We start from the raw sequence: 18,528 nt of genomic DNA, 5'->3' as shown, positions 1-18,528 counted from the left end.
AGTTGAGTTTTCGACACAACCGGACACGGCCGGGCGTGTCAAGCGACGGGCCGCGGCATCGGGCCGGATCCGCGACCCGGCCGACGATGAGCGTAATGAGCATCTCGGTCCGGTCGCAGCCGCTCGGCGGGGACACGCCGACGACGCGCGAAAGGTTGCCGATCCGCTCGCTGAAAGTGACCTGGAGCGAGTAACTTGGTTGGCGATGACCGCACTATTGGCCGAACGCGCCGCCGAAGTCGTGTCCGCGGCACAACAGTTGCTCACGAAGCGCATGGGTGCTGCGGTGAAGCTGAGCGATCCGATCGAACTCAGCGGCAGTGGCAGGACGACGGTGCTGCGCGTACGCGTAGCGGAGAACTCGTTCTCACTTCCTCGCACCCTGATAGTCAAGCAGGTCCGTGGCGCCGCACAGGAGCGCCGGATCGGCGGGCTGGCGCCCGGGGTCGCGAGCATAGACTCGGCGTTCCTGCGCGAGGCGGTGTCCTACCAGTTCACCACCGCACTCAGCAGCGAGCACCGTCCCGGCGCCTATCTGCTGGCCCACAGCCTGCCGGATCGGCTGCTGATCCTCAGCGATCTGGGCGAGAACATGTCGCTCACCTCGGTGCTGCAAACCGGCGCCGAACCCGCCACCCGCAACGCCCAGATGGCGTTCGCGCAGGCGCTGGGCCGTATGCACGCCGCCACGGTCGGCCGGGAGGCCGATTTCGTGGCGCTGCTGCGGCGGGTGGAAGTGGTGCACCGGGTCGACGGCATCGCCCAGCAGGCCGAGGCCGCGATCGGTGAGGTACCCGGAATGCTGGCCCGCGAGGTCGGCATCGACGTGCCGGGCGAGATCGCGGAACGCATCGTGCGGGGCAATCGCCTGTTCTCCGCAGGCCGCTTCCGCGCGTTCAGCCCCTCGGACCTGTGTCCGGACAATGTGATCCTCAACGACGAGGGTGCCCGGTTCCTCGACTACGAATGGGGCGGTTTCCGCGACGCCACCCTCGACATCGCCTACGCGCTGGTCTCGTTCCCGGGCTGCCTGTGCGATTTCGAACTCTCTCGCGAGCGCGCGCATCAGATGGTGGAGGCCTGGCGCTCGGAGGTCGTGGGTGTGTGGCCCGCGCTCGCCGACGACGACCTGCTGGCCGAACGCATCCTCGAGGCCCGGCTCATCTGGGTGTGGCTGACAACCTTCTGGTTCCTGCCTGCCGATCACACCCGCATCGCCGCGGCCCGCGAACACGGCCTGTCGGTGCCGCGCTCGGCCGCTCTGATCAACCGCTGGGCGGCGCTGGCCGAGGATGCGCGCTGCACCGGCGATGACACACTCGGCGACTTCGCCGAGCATGTCTCCGCCACCCTCGAGGAACTCTGGGAGGAGTGACTCAGCGGGCCGGTCGCGGTCCCACGATCGAGGCCCGTTCCATGATTCGCGTCTGCGGCCAGTAATCGCTGGCGGCGTAGTGCTGCACGGCCCGGTTGTCCCAGAAGGCGACGGTGTCGGGCTCCCAGTGCAGCCGCACCTGGTGTTCGGGGTAATCGGCCTGGCGGCAGAGCCGGTCCAGCAGGTCGTGGCTCGCCTCGGGATCCATGCCGTCGATCCGGTCCACGAAGATCCGGTTGACGTACAGGTGCCGGCGTCCGGTCGCCTCGTGTGTGCACACCACGGGGTGGCTGACCGGCGGATGCTGGGCGCGCAGCGCCTCCTGCGCCTCGGCGGTCTGCCCGCGGCCGAAGGCGCGGGTGTAGTCGTGTGTCGCGGTGAGGTCGTCGATCCGAGCCCGCGTCTCGGCGTCGAGGGCCTCGTAGGCGGCGTACATATCCGAGAACAGCGTGTCGCCGCCGATCTCGGGAACGGCGACGGCGTGCAGGATCGCGCCCATCGACGGCTGCGGCCGCCAGGTCACGTCGTGATGCCAGATGTTCTCGACACCCGCCATGGTCGGTGTCTTCTCGAAGCGGACCAGCTCCGGCTGCTCGGTGTTGGACGGGATGAACGGATGCACCTCGAGGGTGCCGAAGCGTGCCGCGAACGCGACGTGGCGGGCGGGCGTCAGCGGTTGCTCGCGGAAGAACAGCACCTTGTACTCGTGCAGTGCCCGGCGCAGTTCGGCGATCACCTCCGCGGGCAGCTCCCGGGTCAGATCCACGCCGCTGATCTCCGCGCCGAGGCTGACGCCGACCTGCCGGGCGTCGAAATGCTGCCAGTGCAGTGCGGCCAGGCGGTCGCGTTCGGCGACCAGATGGGTGAACGGGCCCGCGATCAGCGGAAATCCCGGCAGGGGAAACGAGCTCACAGGGTAGTGCGTACGCGGTTCGGTCTCCGCGGCGGTGGTCTGCGTCATGGCGGTTCCTTCGGCGATCGGACGACTGTAGTCGATTGACTACACCGGTATTCGCTACTGTAGCCCGATGTCCGAGAACCCGCCATCGACTCCGCGTCGCGACGACTCCGGCGCCGCACCGGTCGGTCGCGACGCGGTCGTCGCGGCGGTCACCGAGGCCGCCGCCGACCTGTTCGCCGAACGCGGCCCGGCCGCGACCTCGATCCGCGACATCGCCGAGCGTGCCGGGGTCAACCACGGCCTGGTCTTCCGGCATCTGGGCGCGAAGGATCGGCTGGTCGGGGCCGTGCTGAGCTATCTCGGGGAGCAATCGGGCGCGCTGGCCGCCGCCGGGCAGCTCACCGCCACCGATCCCCGGCTGCGCCGCCATCTGACCGTGCTGGCCCGCTGCATCCTCGACGGCTATCCGGTCGGCGAGCTGCAGGAACAGTTCCCCGTGATGGCGATGCTGATCGAGCATCTCCGGCCGCAGATGGGAAGCGACCGCGCGGCCGGACTGGCGGTGGCCCATCTGGCCGCCTTCACCATGGGCTGGCAGCTGCTCGAGCCGTTCCTGCGCAGCGCCGCCGGCCTGCGCGAGCTGACCGATGCCGAACTGCGGGCGTCGATCGAGGCGCAGGCCGGGCGAATTCTGCGCCCCGACCCCGCGTCGCCCTGAGTGTCGGTGCTCATCGGTACCGTCGAGGCGTGAGCGAAGGGTTGTTCGAGGCGCCGGAGGTGGAGGACGTGTCCAGCGCATCCGTCGCATTGCCGCCGGCGGGCAGGATGTCGCCGCTGGCGGTGCGGATGCGGCCCGCGAACCTGGACGAGGTGGTCGGCCAGCAGCATCTGCTCGGCCCCGGATCGCCGCTGCGCCGGTTGATCGAGGGGTCGGGTGCGGCATCGGTGCTGCTCTACGGCCCGCCCGGGACGGGTAAGACGACGCTGGCCGCGCTCATCTCGACCGCGACCGGCCGTCGGTTCGAGGCGCTCTCGGCGTTGTCGGCGGGCGTCAAGGAGGTGCGCGCGGTCATCGAGCTGGCGCGGCGGCGGTTGCTCGCGGGGGAGCAGACCGTGCTGTTCATCGACGAGGTGCACCGGTTCTCCAAAACCCAGCAGGACGCCCTGCTGGCCGCGGTGGAGAACCGGGTGGTGCTGCTGGTCGGGGCGACCACGGAGAACCCGTCGTTCTCGGTGGTGTCGCCGCTGCTGTCGCGGTCGCTGGTGTTGCAGTTGAAGTCGTTGTCGGACAACGATATTCGCACCGTACTGCGTCGCGCGATCGACGATGAGCGAGGTTTGGCCGGGCAGTACACCGTCACCGAGGCGGCGCTCGACCACATCGTCCGCATCGCCGGCGGCGACGCGCGGCGATCGCTGACCGCCCTGGAGGCCTCGGCGGAATCGTCGCTGGACGGCACGGTGGACGTGGATCTGGTGGAGGCCAGCGTCGACAAGGCCGCGGTTCGCTACGACCGCGCCGGCGACCAGCACTACGACGTGATCAGCGCGTTCATCAAATCGCTGCGGGGGTCCGATGTCGACGCGGCGCTGCACTATCTGGCCCGGATGATCAGCGCGGGCGAGGATCCGCGCTTCATCGCGCGGCGATTGATGATCCAGGCGTCCGAGGACGTCGGCATGGCCGATCCGACCGCCCTGCAGACCGCGGTCGCCGCCGCGCAGGTGGTGCAGCTGGTCGGTATGCCGGAGGCGCAGCTGGCGCTCGCGCACGCCACCATCCACGTGGCCACCGCGCCCAAATCGGGTGCGGTCGCGGCGGCCATCGGCGCGGCCATGTCCGATATCGCGGCCGGTAAGGCCGGTGCGGTGCCACCCCACCTGCGCGACGGGCATTACGCGGGCGCGGCGAAACTGGGCAATGCGCAGGGCTACAAATACCCGCACGACCACCCGGACGGGATCCTCGCCCAGCAGTATCCGCCCGACGAACTGGTCGGCGCCGACTACTACACCGCGACCGATCACGGCTATGAGCGCGAGATCGGGCCGCGGGTCACCAAGTTGCGGCGGATCGTCCGAGGGCGCTGAGGCACGGGCGCGCCCACGACCGCTGAAAACCGGCTGGACCGCGCCCGGTAGGCTGGATATTCGTGCAGACCCACGAGATCCGACGGCGTTTCCTGGACCACTTCGTCCGTGCCGGCCACACCGAGGTACCCAGTGCCTCGTTGATCCTGCCGGACCCGAACCTGCTGTTCGTCAATGCGGGCATGGTGCAGTTCAAGCCGTATTTCCTGGGCCAGGAGGCGCCGCCGTTCGCGCGCGCGACCAGCGTGCAGAAGTGCGTGCGCACCGGCGATATCGAAGAGGTGGGCGTCACCACCCGCCACAACACTTTCTTCCAGATGGCGGGCAACTTCTCCTTCGGTGACTACTTCAAGGAAGGTGCCATCACCTTCGCCTGGGAACTGATCAGCAAATCTCAGGAGGAGGGCGGATTCGGCTTCGATCCGGAGCGGATCTGGGTCACCGCCTACGAGAGCGATCCCGAGGCCGCCGAGATCTGGCACCGCGTCGCCGGAATCCCGACCGAACGCATCCAGTTCCGCGACGGCAAGGACAACTACTGGGATATGGGCGTGCCCGGTCCCGGCGGACCGTGCTCGGAGATCTACTACGACCGCGGACCCGAATACGGCGCCGAGGGCGGCCCGGTCGCCGATGAGGATCGCTACCTCGAGATCTGGAATCTCGTGTTCATGCAGGACATCCGCGGCGAGCAGAGCCCCAAGCTGGGCTATCCGCCAGTGGGGTCGCTGCCGAAGAAGAACATCGATACCGGTATGGGCATCGAACGCGTGGCGATGCTGCTCCAGGGCGTGGACAACGTCTACGAAACCGATCTGCTACGCCCGATCATCTCCAAGGCCGAGGAGCTGACCGGTAAGAGCTACGGCGTCGAACACGCCGACGACGTGCGCTTCCGCGTCATCGCCGACCACGCCCGCACCTCGGCGATGCTGATCGCCGACGGCGTCAACCCGGGCAACGACGGCCGCGGCTACGTGCTGCGCCGCTTGCTGCGCCGGATCGTGCGCTCGGCCCGGCTGCTGGGCGCCGAGAAGCCGGTGATCGGCGAATTCATGAAGGTCGTCAGCGATCTCATGTCGCCCTCGTACCCCGAACTGGCTACCGACTTCACTCGCATCGAGACCGTCGCCGTGGGTGAGGAGACCGCCTTCCTCAAGACGCTGAGCACCGGGTCGAAACTGTTCGACGACGCGGTCGCCGAGGTGAAGGCCACCGGCGGGCGCACCCTCGCGGGCAGTGAGGCGTTCACCCTGCACGACACCTACGGTTTCCCGATCGACCTGACCCTGGAGATGGCCGCCGAGGCCGGGCTCGAGGTTGATGAGTCGGGCTTCCGCACACTGATGGCCGAGCAGCGGCAGCGCGCCAAGGACGATGCGCAGGCGCGCAAACACGCCCACGCCGACCTGTCGATCTACAAGGAACTGGTCGACCGGGGCGCCACCGAATTCACCGGATTCGACGAACTGGCCACCGAGGCGCGGGTTCTCGCCCTCATCGCCGACGGTGTGCGGGTCCCCACCGCGACCGCCGGGCAGGATGTCGAGGTCATCCTCGATCGCAGTCCGCTCTATGCCGAATCGGGTGGTCAGATCGCCGACCGCGGCAGTCTCACCGCTTCGGGCACGGAACTGCGCGTCAACGACGTGCAGAAGATCGCCAAGAAGCTGTGGGTGCACAAGACCACCGTCGAGCGCGGGCAGATCACCGAGGGCGATGCCGTACTCGCTCAGGTCGATCCGGCGTGGCGGCGCGGCGCCACCCAGGGCCACTCCGGCACACACATGGTGCATGCCGCGCTGCGGCAGGTGCTGGGCCCCAACGCGGTTCAGGCCGGTTCGCTGAACAAGCCCGGCTATCTGCGGTTCGACTTCAACTGGCAGGGCCAGCTCTCGGAGTCGCAGAAGGCCGATATCGAGGCCGTGTCCAACGACGCGGTCGGCTCGGACTTCCCGGTGAACACCTTCGTCACCGATCTGCCCAAGGCCAAGTCGATGGGCGCGCTGGCACTGTTCGGCGAGAACTATGGGTCCGAGGTGCGGGTCGTCGAAATCGGCGGGCCGTTCTCGATGGAACTGTGCGGCGGCACCCACGTCGAACATTCGTCGCAGATCGGGCCGATAACACTGCTCGGTGAATCGTCGGTCGGTTCCGGTGTGCGTCGCGTGGAGGCGTTCGTCGGGCTGGATTCCTACAAGTATCTGGCCAAGGAGCGGGCCCTGCTGGCCGGTGTGGCCGCCTCGCTGAAGGTGCCGTCCGAGGATGTGCCGGCCCGGGTCGAGCAACTGGTGGAACGGCTGAAGGTCGCCGAGAAGGAACTCGAGCGCACCAAGGCCGCGGCCGTACTGTCGCAGGCCGGAAACTACGTCGAGCAGGCCCAGCGCGTCGGCAAGGTGCTGCTGGTCGCGGCCGCGGCCCCGAAGGGCGTCGGCGCGGGCGATCTGCGGACCCTGGCCACCGATATCCGCGGCCGGTTCGGCAGTGAACCGGCGGTGGTCGTGCTGCTCGGCAACGCCGACGGCAAGGTCCCGTTCGTGGTCGCGGTGAACAAGCCCGCTCAGGAACTCGGTGTGAAGGCCGGCGATCTGGTCGGCAGCTTCGGTCCGAGTATCGCGGGCCGCGGCGGCGGTAAGCCGGAGATGGCGCAGGGCGCCGGCTCGGATCCGTCCGGTATCGAGGCCGGCCTGGCCGGCGTGCGCGCGCGGGTGGCCGAGATCGCCGCCTGATGGACAATTCCGAGAATTCGGAGCCCTCGGAACCGGAGCCGTCCCCATCGGGGGCGGCTCCGGAAGCCGGGGCCGCCCGGCCGGACGACATCCCGGCCGAACGCCCCAGCGCGCGGACCGATCCCGGTCGCGGCCGGCGGATCGGCATCGACGTGGGAACCGTGCGCATCGGAGTGGCCGCCAGTGACCCGGACGGGATCCTGGCGACGCCGGTGGAGACGGTCCCGACCGTCAAGGGTGGAAAACGAGGTCCGGCAACCGATCTGATCCGGGTAGCCGAGATTGTGCGGGAATACGAGGCGGTCGAGGTAATCGTCGGTCTGCCACGCACATTACGTGGGGCCAGTGGCTCGTCCGCACAGTTGGCCGCTCGATTCGCGCGACGTTTGCGGGACATGATTCCTGGTGTGCCGATACGACTTTCCGACGAACGTTTGACTACGGTGTCAGCTGCACGTGCATTGCGGGACAGTGGAGTTCGCGCGCGCGGCCGGCGGCAGGTCATCGACCAGGCGGCTGCCGTGTCGATCCTGCAAGGGTGGTTGGACGAACGGAGTGCGGTGTTGAACTCGGCCGGTGCAGACGAGGCCAGGTGGTCGGATGAGTGACCGCTGGTCCCGGGCCGGAGATCGCTCGCGCCGGCGCGCCGACGAGCAGCAGCGGCGCTACCGGCGCGGCGGTGCGCACCGTAGCGCCACCGACGAGTGGGACGACTACGAGGACGACGACACCGCCGTCATTCCGCGCTACGTCGACGAGGACGAACCGGCCGCGCACTACGCCGATCCCGCCGCGGGATACGACCCTCGGTACGGCCACGAGCTCGCCGACGCCGGATACGCGGATCCCGATTACGCCGACCCGGATTACGCCGACGACTACGCCGAACCGGAGTACGAGCGGACCGGCCGCAGCGGCCATCGGTATCGCCGCGACGAGTACGACTCCGAGACCGATATCGAACCGATCGCCGTCGAGGAGCCGGAACCGGCGCCCGCCGCCAGGCGCGGCACCCGCGCGAACGCGGCCCCGCTGCGGGAGGCGCAGCGGGGGAGCCGGCGCGGTGCCGCCGCGAAGTCCGCCGGGGAACAGAAGGCGCGCGGCGCGAGTCGGCCGGCGCGGTCGGGCTCATCCGGGCGCGGTCGTCGCACCCGCGTGGCCTCCCGTAAGGCTGCCGAGCGGCAGCGCCGGCGCCGGAATCTGGTCGTTCTGGGCTGCGTGTTCGTCGTTCTGTTCGTGGTGGCCGGTGGCTACGCCGGATACAAGTTCATCCGTTCCATGGGCGGACCCGAGGATTTCGACGGATCGCCCGGCCCGCTGGCCGTGGTCCAGGTGCACACCGGTGACACCGCCGAACAGATCGCCCAGACCATGGTCGAGAAGGGGGTCGTGCGCAGCAGTGGGGCCTTCTATCAAGCGGCCATGCGCAATTCGGGCATTACGTCGGTGCAGCCGGGCTATTACGCGGTGCCGACACACAGCAAGGGCGTCGACGCGGTCGCGGCCCTGCTGAAGAAGACTTCCCGGGTGGGCAATGTGGTGGTCTCCGAAGGGCGGCGGCTGCACGACTCCACCGATGTGAACACCGGCGCCCGCAACGAGGGCATCTACCGCAAGATCGCCGACGCCAGTTGCGTCGGGACCGGTGCGGACAAGAAGTGCGTCACCTACGAACAACTCGATGCCGCCGGGGCCACCGCCGACGCGACCGCGCTGGGCGTTCCGGCCTGGGCCGTCGACGCCGTGCGCAAGGTTCCCGATCGCACCCGCCAGCTCGAGGGGATGATCGCCGCGGGCGCCTGGGACTTCGATCCGTCCGGCACGCCCGAGCAGATTCTGGCGCAGCTGGTGAGCGAGAGCGCCGCAGGCTATGAGACGACCGGACTGCTGCAGTCGGGGGCGACGAACAAACTGAATCCGTACCAGACGCTGATCGCGGCCTCGTTGGTCGAACGGGAAGCGTTGCCGCAGGACATGACGAAGGTGGCGCGGGTGATCGTGAACCGGCTCGCGGTCGATCAGCCGCTGCAGCTCGATTCCACGGTCAACTACACCCTCGACCGCACCGAGGTCGCCACCACAGACGCCGACCGCGCACGCAAGACCCCGTGGAACACCTACGCCATGCCGGGGCTGCCGGCCACACCAATCTCCTCACCGTCGCTGGATGCCCTGCGCGCGGTGGAGAGTCCGGCGCCGGGACCGTGGCTGTACTTCGTCACCGTCGACAAACAGGGGACCACGATGTTCACCGAGAGCTACAGCGAACATCTGCGCAACATCCAGCGCGCCCAGCAGAGCGGAATTCTCGACAGTGGCCGATAACGGAACGGCGGCGCCGGCATCGGGACGCAAGGCCGCGGTGCTGGGCAGCCCGATCGCGCATTCGCGGTCACCGCAACTGCATCTGGCCGCCTATCGGGCGCTGGGTCTGGACTGGACCTACGAGCGCATCGAATGCACCGGCGAGCAACTGCCCGGCCTCGTCGACGGGCTGGATTCGGACTGGGTCGGGCTGTCGGTGACGATGCCGGGCAAGGTCGCGGCACTGAATTTCGCCGGCGAGCGGACCGAGCGTGCCGTTCTGGTCGGCTCCGCCAACACCTTGGTGCGCACGGCGAGCGGGTGGCGAGCCGATTGCACCGATGTGGACGGCGTGCGCGGCGCGCTGCAGGGCGGCGGCGTGGAATCGGTGCGCCGCTCGGTCGTGCTCGGGGCGGGCGGCACCGCGCGACCGGCACTGCTGGCGCTGTCGGAACTCGGCGCCGAGACGGTCACCGTGGTCGCGCGCGACGCCGAGCGGGCCGAACCGACCCTCGCCCTGGCCCGGCAGCTCGGGATGGCGACGGAGTTCTCCGATTTCGACGCCGATCGGGTGCGCGCGGCGTGTGCGCGCGCCGACGCGGTGGTCAGCTCGGTACCGGCCGCCGGTGCGGCGGTGGTAGCCGACGCGGTCGCGACGGCGCCGGTGGTGCTGGACGCGATCTACGACCCGTGGCCGACGCCGCTGGCCACGGCCGTGCGGCGCGCGGGACATACCGTCATCAGCGGGTTACAGATGCTGTTGAATCAGGCTTACGGCCAGGTCGAACAGTTCACCGGCCGGCCCGCGCCGCGGGCGGCGATGGCAGCGGCTCTGGATCTTCGTGACTTCTAGAACGGGTTCCAATTCGATGACGTCACAACACAGGCTAAGGTGATCGACATGAATTCGTGGGTGTTGCGCGCCATAGTCCTGGGTGCGCTGACCGTCGTACTGCGAACCCTGCTGGGTTTCGGCATGATCTACTCGCCGACCAACGGCTCGTGGATGCGCATCCTGTGCTTGATCGTGCTGGTCGTCGCGGGCGTGGCCTGGGGGCTGATCGACGGTCGCAGTGATCGGCGGGCCAATCCCGATCCGGAGCGCGGCGGTGCCGACCTCACCATGCGGTGGCTGAAGGCCGGCGTGGTCGGTGGTGTGGGCAGCGGGCTGGTGGCGTGGCTGCTGGATTTCGTGCCGAAGTTCGACCTCGGCGACAACGGTCTGCTGTTCGAGTTGACGGCCGGTGCCTCGTTCATCGTGCTGATGATCTTCATTCCGGCGATGGTCGGCGTGGCGATCGGCCGCATCCTGGTGGGCCGGGATCGGCGCAAGGGCGAATCCTCGGTACCTCCGGCGGCGGCCTCCCCGGCCTGAGCGCCGACTGATCGGCTCATCCGGGCCGCGGATCGTCTCCGCGGCCCGGATTTTCGTGTCCTAGAGCAGAATTCCGCCGGCTGGGCTGTCCTCGCGGGCGATGGTCGCGTAGGCGGCGGCCAGCAGCGATGGGTCGGGACCCTCCAGGCGTCCGGGTTTGGCCAGACCGTCGAGAACGACGAATCGAAGAATGCCCGAGCGGGTCTTCTTGTCGGTCTGCATACTTTCCAGCAGCTGCGGCAGTGCGTCGGCGTCATAGGTGGTCGGCAGGCCGACGCTCTCCAGGATCGCGCGATGGCGATCGGCGGTGGCGTCGTCGAGGCGCCCGGCCAGCCGGCCGAGTTCGGCCGCGAAGACCAGACCCACCGACACCGCCGCGCCGTGGCGCCACCGGTAGCGTTCCCGGCGTTCGATCGCGTGGCCGAGGGTGTGCCCGTAGTTGAGGATCTCGCGCAGGCTCGCCTCCTTGAGGTCGGCGGCCACCACATCGGCCTTCACCTGGATCGCGCGGCGGACCAACTCCGGCAGCACATCGCCCTTCGGGTCCAGGGCGGCGGCGGGGTCGCGTTCGATCAGATCGAGGATGACCGGATCGGCGATGAATCCGGCCTTGATGATCTCGGCCATTCCCGCGACGATCTCGTTGGGCGGCACCGTTTCGAGGGTGACCAGATCCACCAGCACGGCCGACGGCTCGTGGAAGCAGCCGACCAGGTTCTTGCCGGCCTCGGTGTTGATTCCGGTCTTGCCGCCGACCGCCGCGTCGACCATCGCGAGCAGTGTGGTCGGCACGTGGACGACCTTCACGCCTCGCATCCAGGTGGCGGCGACGAATCCGGCCAGATCGGTGGCCGCACCGCCGCCGAGGCTGATCACGACGTCCTGCCGGCTCAGGCCGATGCGACCGAGCACCTCCCAGCAGAAGCCGGCGACCGGGAGATCCTTACCGGCCTCCGCATCCGGAATTTCGATGCGATGCGCGTCGAGGGTGTCACCGTGCGGGCCGACGGCCTGCTCGGCCAGCGCCTGCCGCACCGCCTCCGCGGTCTCGGTCAGCGGCGGCTGATGGAAGATCGCCACTGTCCGCACTCCCGGATGGCGGGCGACCTGCTCGACCAGTTCGCCCAGCAGCCCCCGGCCGATGATCACCGGATACGGATCGGCGGTACGGACCTCGATGCGGGTGGGCTCGCTCATGTGTGCTGCTCCGATTCCTCTAGTGCTCGTCGTGTGCGTGCCCGGCGGGCGCGGGCGCGCCGGGACCGACCGGCCCCGGCCGTCGCGTCGTGCGCGTTCTGCGCGGCGTCACCCGCGAGACGTGCGGCGGGCGGCGATGTTTCGTCGGCTACGGGTGCCGGCCGTGCCTTCGGGCCGGAGCGGACCGGGCGCGCCGGTTCCGGATGCGGTGCCGCGGTCGCGCCGGGATTGTTGCTCGTGCCGGGAGGGCCGGCGGCGCGGGTGGCAGTGCGGCGCACCCGTCCCGGCCGTGCATTCGGCGGTGCGGCAGGAGGTTTCGCGTCCGCACTGCCCGGCGCCGGTTCGGCGGTGACGGTGGGGCGGTCCGGGGCCGGCCCGATGGGCGCCGTCTCGGGCGGGGTGCCGGTCCGGTTGCGGGAGTGCCGGCGGCCGCCGCGGCGGGAACGCCGTGCTCGGCGCCGCGGCTGAGTGCGGTCGGTCTCGGGCGAATCCGTCTGTGCGGCTTCGGTTTCGCCGGATGTGGCTGTGGGCTGGGTGGCGTCGGCCGCGGCGCGCGTGCGGCGACGGCGCCCCCGGGAACGGGAGCGGCGAGTGCCGGTGGGTTCGGTGCTCGCCGAATCCTGTTGCGGCGCCGGGGTTTCGGTCGGCTCGACGCCGAGTTTGGCCAGAATGGCACGGACGACGCGGCCGGGGCTGCGGCCGTCGGTGCGAATCCGGATGGAGGCCACCTCGCGGTAGAGCGGGCGCCGCACGCGCATCAGTTCGCGATATTTCGCGCTCGGATCGTCGCCGTTGAGCAGCGGCCGATTCGTCGACGCCCCGGTCCGGCGCAGTCCCTCGGACACGCTGATCTCCAGGTACACCACCGTGCGCCCGCGCAACAATTCTCGCGTCGCCGCGGACAGGATCGCGCCGCCGCCGAGGGAGACGACGCCGTGTTCGGCGAGGATCGCGCGGCGTACGACGCGTTCCTCGATGCGCCGGAATTCCGGTTCGCCGTCGGTGGCGAAGATGTCGGGGATGCTGCGACCGGTGTCCTGTTCGATCCCGGCGTCGGTGTCGTAGAGCGAGACGCCGAGTTCGCGGGCGAGTTTGCGCCCGATCGTGGACTTACCGGCACCGGGCGGGCCGATGAGGATCACGCTGGGCCGGCTGGGGTCGCTGCGAACGATCACGACGGCTGTCCCGGGCGCCGGACCCGGGCGGTGCCGCGCGCGGGATCAGCCATTCATGCCTCCGACGCCACGACGCCCGGGATGTGCGGGCGGGTCTGGACACGCTTCTGGTACGTCGTGAGGTTGTCGACGGTCTCGGCGAGGGAATCGCCGCCGAACTTCTCCAGGACGGCCTGGGCGACCACGAGCGCCACCATGGCCTCGGCGACGACACCGGCGGCGGGCACGGCACAGACGTCGGAGCGCTGATGGATCGCCACGGCCTCGTCACCGGTGGCCATATCCACGGTGGACAGCGCGCGCGGAACGGTGGAGATGGGCTTCATCGCCGCGCGCACGCGCAGGGCTTCGCCGTTGGTCATACCGCCCTCGAGGCCACCGGCGCGGTTGGTGGAGCGCAGCACCCCGTCGGGGCCGGGACGCATTTCGTCGTGGGCGGCGCTGCCGCGACGACGTGCGGTCTCGAATCCGTCGCCGACCTCGACACCCTTGATGGCCTGAATGCCCATCAGGGCCGCGGCCAGCCGCGAATCCAGGCGCTGTTCGCCGCTGACGAACGACCCCAACCCGACCGGCAGTCCGGTGACCACGACCTCGACGACGCCGCCGAGGGTGTCGCCGTCCTTCTTGGCGGCCTCGATCTCGGCGATCATCGCGGTTTCGGCCTCGGGATCGAATGCGCGGACCGGGCTGGCGTCCACGGCCTCGAGATCGGCGGCGGTGGGCACGAAACCCGGGCGGGCCGCCGCGGTGCCGATCGAGACCACATGGGAGACGACGTCGACGCCGAGGGCCTGGCGCAGGAACTGCCGGGCCACCGTGCCGGCGGCGACGCGGGCGGCCGTTTCGCGGGCGCTGGCGCGTTCGAGCACGTTGCGGGCGTCGTCGAAGCCGTACTTGAGCATCCCCGAGTAGTCGGCGTGGCCGGGGCGCGGGCGCGTCAGCGGAGCGTTGCGGGCCAGTTCGGCCAGTTCGGCCTCGTCGACGGGGTCGGCGGCCATGACCTCGGTCCACTTGGGCCATTCGGAATTGGCGATCTCGATCGCGACCGGGCCGCCCATGGTTTTGCCGTGGCGGATACCGCCGATCACGGTGACCTTGTCGGCCTCGAACTTCATCCGCGCGCCGCGCCCGTAGCCCAGTCGCCGCCGGGCCAGTTGCGCGGCGATATCGGCCGAGGTCACCTCGACACCGGCCACCATCCCCTCGACGATGGCGACAAGAGCGGGACCATGAGACTCACCAGCAGTAATCCAGCGCAACACGACCTCCATCTTTCCACGTCACAACGGTTCCCCGGACATCGGTGTCCGCGCGGCTACACCGTGGGCCACAGTGCCGCAACGGTAGCCAGGCACATCGCGGGCCCGTGGGGCACGGTGAGCGAGGCGCCGAACACACCGCGACGACGGTCCGAATCGCCGGGCGCGGCAGGGCGGTCGCCGGGAGCCGCGGGCCCGATCGCGGTGCCGTCCCGGACGCGCGCGAACAGCCTGCCGGCGTCGCCGGCGGCGCGAGCGGCCACACCTGCCGCGACCAGCACGCCGATCCCGGCCGAGGCGGTCAGCAGGGGCGCTCCGATCGCGGCCCACACCCAGCAGGACGGCCCGCCGCACGCCGCGGCCGCACCGGTGCCGAGCGCCAATTTCACATCTCCGGCCCCGCAGGCCGCCGGAGCGATCAGATGGGTCAGCAGATACGGCACGGCGAGCAGCAGCGCACCGGCGATCGCGGCGGTGGTACGGCCGGTCGAGGCCGCGAACATCGGCACGACCGCCGCACCCGGCAGGGTGAGCGCATCGGGCAGGCGCTCGCTCCGGATATCGATCACGCTGAGCGCAACGCACCAGACGATCAGGGTGAGGTAGGCGGCGGTGGTCATGGCAGCCATCGTCTCTCCTCGGCGAGAGCCCACCCCTGCCCGCGAACCTGAAATGTGGACAACCGCAACAGTTGTGAACACCCGGCGGGTAACACCCGCTCGCCGCCGGTCGCGGCCGTGGGCGCGGGAGACGGCGTGACGGCCTCGCAACACGACAGCGGTAGCGTGGCAGCCATGTCTGCTGATGACGGTGCCCGGCGTCCCGACCACGCTGCGCGTCGGGCCGGGTTGCGAGACCTGTTGGTGGAGAACGGGGTCGATGCCCTGCTGGTGACCGATCTGGTGAATATCCGGTACCTGACCGGCTTCACCGGTTCCAATGCCGCCCTGCTGGTGCACTCCTGGGACGGCAGCCAGGTGGGCGAGGACGGGGAGCGGACCGTCATCTGCACCGACGGCCGCTACCTCACCCAGGTCGGCGAACAGGTGCCCGACGTGCGCGCCGAGATCGCTCGCGCCAGTGCGCGGCGGTTGGTCGAACTGGCCGGGGAATGGCAGATCGGCCGGGTCGGCTTCGAAAGCCACGTGGTGACGGTGGACCAGCACCGCGGCTTCGTCGAGCAGGGCAGCGGGCTCCAATTCGTTCCCGCGCCCGGTCTGGTCGAGCAACTGCGCACGGTCAAGGACGACTACGAGGTCGAGCAGTTGCGGGCGGCCTGTGCGGCCGCCGACGCCGCGCTGGCCACTCTGCTCGAACGAGGGGGCCTGCGCCCGGGCCGCACCGAGCGCCAGGTCGCGCGTGAGCTGGAATGGCTGATGTTCGAGCACGGCGCCGACGCGATCGCCTTCGAGACCATCGTGGCCGCCGGCGCCAATTCCGCAGTGCCGCATCATCGCCCGACCGGCGCGATCCTGGCCGCCGGTGATTTCGTGAAGCTCGATTTCGGCGCGGTGGTCGGCGGCTACCACTCGGATATGACGCGCACCCTGGTTCTCGGCGAGCCGACCGATTGGCAGCGCGAGATCTATCAGCTCGTGTACGAGGCACAACAGGCCGGCCGCGAGGCGCTGAAGCCCGGTGTGTCGTGCGCGGCGGTCGATGCCGCGGCCCGCTCGGTGATCGAGTCGGCCGGGCACGGGGACCTGTTCGTGCACGGCCTCGGCCACGGCGTCGGACTGCAGATCCACGAAGCGCCTCCGGTCGCCAAAACCGCGACCGGTACACTTCTGGATGGCGTGGCGGTGACCGTCGAGCCAGGTGTGTATTTCCCCGGCCGCGGCGGAGTTCGCATCGAGGACACGCTCGTGGTTCGTGCGGGGGGTCCGGAATTGCTCACCCACACCACCAAAGACCTCACCGTGGTCGACTGACCCCGGCTGCCCCACCGGGCCGGGCCCTACGGCCCGGCCTACAGAACGTCGAACAGTACTAACAAGGAGATCCGAGGACAGTGGCGGACACCAGCGACTTCAAGAACGGCCTCGTGCTGAAGATCGACGGTCAGCTCCAGCAGATCATCGAATTCCAGCACGTCAAGCCGGGTAAAGGTCCCGCGTTCGTGCGGACCAAGCTGAAGAACGTGCTGTCCGGCAAGGTGGTCGACAAGACGTTCAACGCCGGCGTGAAGGTGGAGACCGCCACCGTGGACCGCCGGGACATGACCTACCTGTACCACGACGGGTCGGACTACATCTTCATGGACGGCGAGACCTTCGACCAGATCGGCATCGACGAGCGGACCATCGGCAAGGGCGCCGGCTTCCTGCTGGAGAACATGACCGTGCAGGTCGCCACCCACGAGGGCGCGCCGCTGTATGTCGAGCTTCCGGTCACGGTCGAACTCGAGGTCACCCACACCGAGCCCGGCCTGCAGGGCGACCGCTCCAGCGCGGGCACCAAGCCCGCGACCCTGGAGACCGGTGCCGAGGTGCAGGTGCCGCTGTTCATCAACGTCGGCGACAAGCTGAAGATCGACTCGCGCGACGGCGGCTACCTGGGCCGGGTCAACGCCTGATCCTGGCGGATCCACCGGCCCGGCGCCGGAACCATGGGCGGCGCGCGCGTACCGGCTTTCGGTATCGCACGCGCCGCCGTCGACACTGCGAACGGGATAATGGTGATCGTGGCTGATCAGCCCGTGGACAAGAAGTCCACCCACAAGAAACTCGGAGCCCGGCACAAGGCCCGCCGCCGGGCCGTGGATCTGCTCTTCGAGGCCGAGGCGCGTGACGTCGACCCGGCCGATTTGGTCGTGGAGCGTCTGGACCTGGCCGGCCGCGACGAACAGGTCGCGCCGGTAAATCCCTACACCCGCACCCTCGTCGAAGGCGTCGCCGACGATCTGGACCGCGTCGACGGCACCATCGAGTCCTATCTGCAGGACTGGACCCTGGGCCGGTTGCCCGCCGTGGACCGCGCCATTCTGCGGGTGGCAGTGTGGGAGTTGTTCCACGCCAACGACGTTCCGCCCGTGGTGGCGGTCGACGAGGCCGTCGAGCTGGCGAAGGAACTGTCGACCGACGATTCGCCCGCGTTCGTCAACGGCGTGCTCGGCCGCATCGTGTCGCTGGCCGACCAGGTACGCGCCGCCGCGGCCGCGACCCGCCGCGACGGCGGGGAGTGATGATCAAATATCTCGTTCTCGCGACGCGCACCTCGGCCTGGTCCGATGCGGTCATCGAACCGCACCGCGAATGGCTGGCCGACGTGCGCGCGCGAGGTCAGCTGGATTGCACCGGCCGCTTCACAGACGGCAGCGGCGGGGCATACCTGGTGCTGGCCGAAGATCTCTCGGCCGCACGGGAATTGGTGTTCACCGATCCCATCCACACCACCGGTGCCTCCGAGCTGACGATCCACGAATGGGAGATCACGGGCTGAGTCGCGCTCGCGGCTCCCGCTCCTGAATCGGACAAACCCGCTAAATTTCCCGGAGCCCCGCCGGGCCCGCATACTGTTCCGGTCACTTGACCTAGAAAAGGTGGAACGGATGCGGTTCAATTCGGCGACAGCGCGTGCGGCGCTGCGTCTCGCCCCGGCGATCGTCGCGGCGGTAACCCTGGCCACGACCGGTTGCTCGGCGGTGGAAAAGGGTGTCGACAAGGGGGTCCAGGTCGCGAAGGATCACAACAAATCCGATACCGCCCGCGCCAAGGTCGGTGACTGCATCAACGTGATCAACGCCTCGGCTGTCGATTCCGATACCGAACCGGTCGCCTGCACCTCCGACAAGGCCGTCTACAAGGTCGCGCAGGTGCACAACGACAAGGTCGACTGCGGCGCCGATTTCACCTCGTACGAGGAAACCCTCAACGGCGGCACGCTGGCATATCTGTGCCTGGCGCCGAATTTCAAAGCGGGGCTGTGCTACGCGGATTCGCCGCTCAGTGGCTACAAGTACGCCGACTGCACATCCCCGGAGGCGAGTTTCCGTGTCGCCCAGCGCATCGACGGACAATCCGACGACACGCTGTGCGGCCCGGAGTCCGACAGTGTGATCACACTGTCGGATCCGCAGACGACATTCTGTCTGGCGCAACCGAAGTGAGCGCGGTCCTG

The 18,528-nt window shown here is 69.3% G+C and carries 17 protein-coding genes and 1 pseudogene; 13 read left to right on the top strand and 5 right to left on the bottom strand.

The genetic code is table 11. From position 1 onward, the window contains the following. Positions 1 to 205: 205 nt before the first annotated feature. Complete coding sequence (locus C8258_RS01980; protein ID WP_030513960.1) at positions 206 to 1,375, top strand: phosphotransferase family protein; 1,170 nt, start codon at positions 206 to 208, stop codon at positions 1,373 to 1,375. Position 1,376: 1 nt separating this feature from the next. On the opposite strand, the gene C8258_RS01975 is transcribed toward C8258_RS01980, so the two are convergent. Beyond that, positions 1,377 to 2,336: a TauD/TfdA family dioxygenase gene (locus tag C8258_RS01975; RefSeq protein WP_106953585.1), complete on the bottom strand. Its 960-nt coding sequence runs from the start codon at positions 2,334 to 2,336 to the stop codon at positions 1,377 to 1,379. A 67-nt stretch (positions 2,337 to 2,403) separates the two neighbouring features. On the opposite strand from C8258_RS01975, the gene C8258_RS01970 reads away from it, so the two are divergent. The 7 genes from C8258_RS01970 to C8258_RS01940 all read left to right on the top strand — a co-directional run bounded on the left by C8258_RS01970 (position 2,404) and on the right by C8258_RS01940 (position 10,775). Then, the gene (locus C8258_RS01970) at positions 2,404 to 2,994 is read left to right on the top strand and encodes a TetR/AcrR family transcriptional regulator (protein ID WP_106953584.1); all 591 of its coding nucleotides are present in this window, start codon (positions 2,404 to 2,406) and stop codon (positions 2,992 to 2,994) included. 29 nt (positions 2,995 to 3,023) lie between these two features. Next, the gene (locus tag C8258_RS01965) at positions 3,024 to 4,367 is read left to right on the top strand and encodes a replication-associated recombination protein A (protein WP_106953583.1); all 1,344 of its coding nucleotides are present in this window, start codon (positions 3,024 to 3,026) and stop codon (positions 4,365 to 4,367) included. A 62-nt stretch (positions 4,368 to 4,429) separates the two neighbouring features. Then, positions 4,430 to 7,096: an alanine--tRNA ligase gene (gene alaS / locus C8258_RS01960; RefSeq protein ID WP_106953582.1), complete on the top strand. Its 2,667-nt coding sequence runs from the start codon at positions 4,430 to 4,432 to the stop codon at positions 7,094 to 7,096. Beyond that, positions 7,096 to 7,704 (top strand): Holliday junction resolvase RuvX, encoded by a 609-nt coding sequence (gene ruvX, locus C8258_RS01955; protein WP_106953581.1) that lies wholly within the window; start codon positions 7,096 to 7,098, stop codon positions 7,702 to 7,704. The genes alaS and ruvX overlap by 1 nt, the downstream gene beginning before the upstream one ends. Next, on the top strand, positions 7,697 to 9,421 hold the full coding sequence (gene mltG, locus C8258_RS01950) for an endolytic transglycosylase MltG (RefSeq protein WP_106953580.1): 1,725 nt from the start codon (positions 7,697 to 7,699) through the stop codon (positions 9,419 to 9,421). Before ruvX ends, mltG begins: the two co-directional genes overlap by 8 nt. Continuing rightward, positions 9,411 to 10,253 (top strand): shikimate dehydrogenase, encoded by an 843-nt coding sequence (locus C8258_RS01945; RefSeq protein ID WP_106953579.1) that lies wholly within the window; start codon positions 9,411 to 9,413, stop codon positions 10,251 to 10,253. Before mltG ends, C8258_RS01945 begins: the two co-directional genes overlap by 11 nt. A gap of 48 nt (positions 10,254 to 10,301) precedes the next feature. Further along, entirely contained in the window at positions 10,302 to 10,775 is a 474-nt protein-coding gene (locus C8258_RS01940; protein ID WP_233224817.1) for a B-4DMT family transporter, read from the top strand. A 60-nt stretch (positions 10,776 to 10,835) separates the two neighbouring features. On the opposite strand, the gene aroB is transcribed toward C8258_RS01940, so the two are convergent. From aroB to C8258_RS01920, 4 genes and pseudogenes are all read right to left on the bottom strand, one after another. Further along, complete coding sequence (gene aroB, locus C8258_RS01935) at positions 10,836 to 11,972, bottom strand: 3-dehydroquinate synthase (protein ID WP_106953577.1); 1,137 nt, start codon at positions 11,970 to 11,972, stop codon at positions 10,836 to 10,838. A gap of 656 nt (positions 11,973 to 12,628) precedes the next feature. Further along, positions 12,629 to 13,144: pseudogene (locus C8258_RS33070) on the bottom strand (shikimate kinase); the annotation flags it as partial. Positions 13,145 to 13,200: 56 nt separating this feature from the next. After that, positions 13,201 to 14,421 carry a chorismate synthase gene (gene aroC, locus C8258_RS01925; protein ID WP_106953576.1) on the bottom strand — a complete coding sequence of 407 codons (1,221 nt, stop codon included), beginning with the start codon at positions 14,419 to 14,421 and terminating at the stop codon, positions 13,201 to 13,203. Between the two features lie 44 nt (positions 14,422 to 14,465). Next, positions 14,466 to 15,038: a prepilin peptidase gene (locus C8258_RS01920; protein WP_233224816.1), complete on the bottom strand. Its 573-nt coding sequence runs from the start codon at positions 15,036 to 15,038 to the stop codon at positions 14,466 to 14,468. Positions 15,039 to 15,203: 165 nt separating this feature from the next. Between C8258_RS01920 and C8258_RS01915 the strand changes: the two genes are divergently transcribed. From C8258_RS01915 to C8258_RS01895, 5 genes are all read left to right on the top strand, one after another. Next, a complete protein-coding gene (locus tag C8258_RS01915) occupies positions 15,204 to 16,340 on the top strand; it encodes a Xaa-Pro peptidase family protein (protein WP_106954002.1) in 1,137 nt (378 codons plus the stop codon). Between the two features lie 80 nt (positions 16,341 to 16,420). Continuing rightward, a complete protein-coding gene (gene efp, locus C8258_RS01910) occupies positions 16,421 to 16,984 on the top strand; it encodes an elongation factor P (RefSeq protein ID WP_036502667.1) in 564 nt (187 codons plus the stop codon). Between the two features lie 99 nt (positions 16,985 to 17,083). After that, the gene (gene nusB, locus C8258_RS01905) at positions 17,084 to 17,593 is read left to right on the top strand and encodes a transcription antitermination factor NusB (RefSeq protein WP_051024705.1); all 510 of its coding nucleotides are present in this window, start codon (positions 17,084 to 17,086) and stop codon (positions 17,591 to 17,593) included. Then, positions 17,593 to 17,850 (top strand): YciI family protein, encoded by a 258-nt coding sequence (locus tag C8258_RS01900; RefSeq protein WP_106953574.1) that lies wholly within the window; start codon positions 17,593 to 17,595, stop codon positions 17,848 to 17,850. The genes nusB and C8258_RS01900 overlap by 1 nt, the downstream gene beginning before the upstream one ends. A gap of 109 nt (positions 17,851 to 17,959) precedes the next feature. Next, complete coding sequence (locus C8258_RS01895; protein ID WP_036502719.1) at positions 17,960 to 18,517, top strand: hypothetical protein; 558 nt, start codon at positions 17,960 to 17,962, stop codon at positions 18,515 to 18,517. The last annotated feature ends 11 nt before the right edge of the window (positions 18,518 to 18,528 follow it).

The sequence above is a fragment of the Nocardia sp. MDA0666 genome (assembly GCF_003023875.1).
GTDB lineage: Bacteria > Actinomycetota > Actinomycetes > Mycobacteriales > Mycobacteriaceae > Nocardia > Nocardia aobensis.
This window is presented reverse-complemented; position numbering and strand designations above follow the sequence as displayed.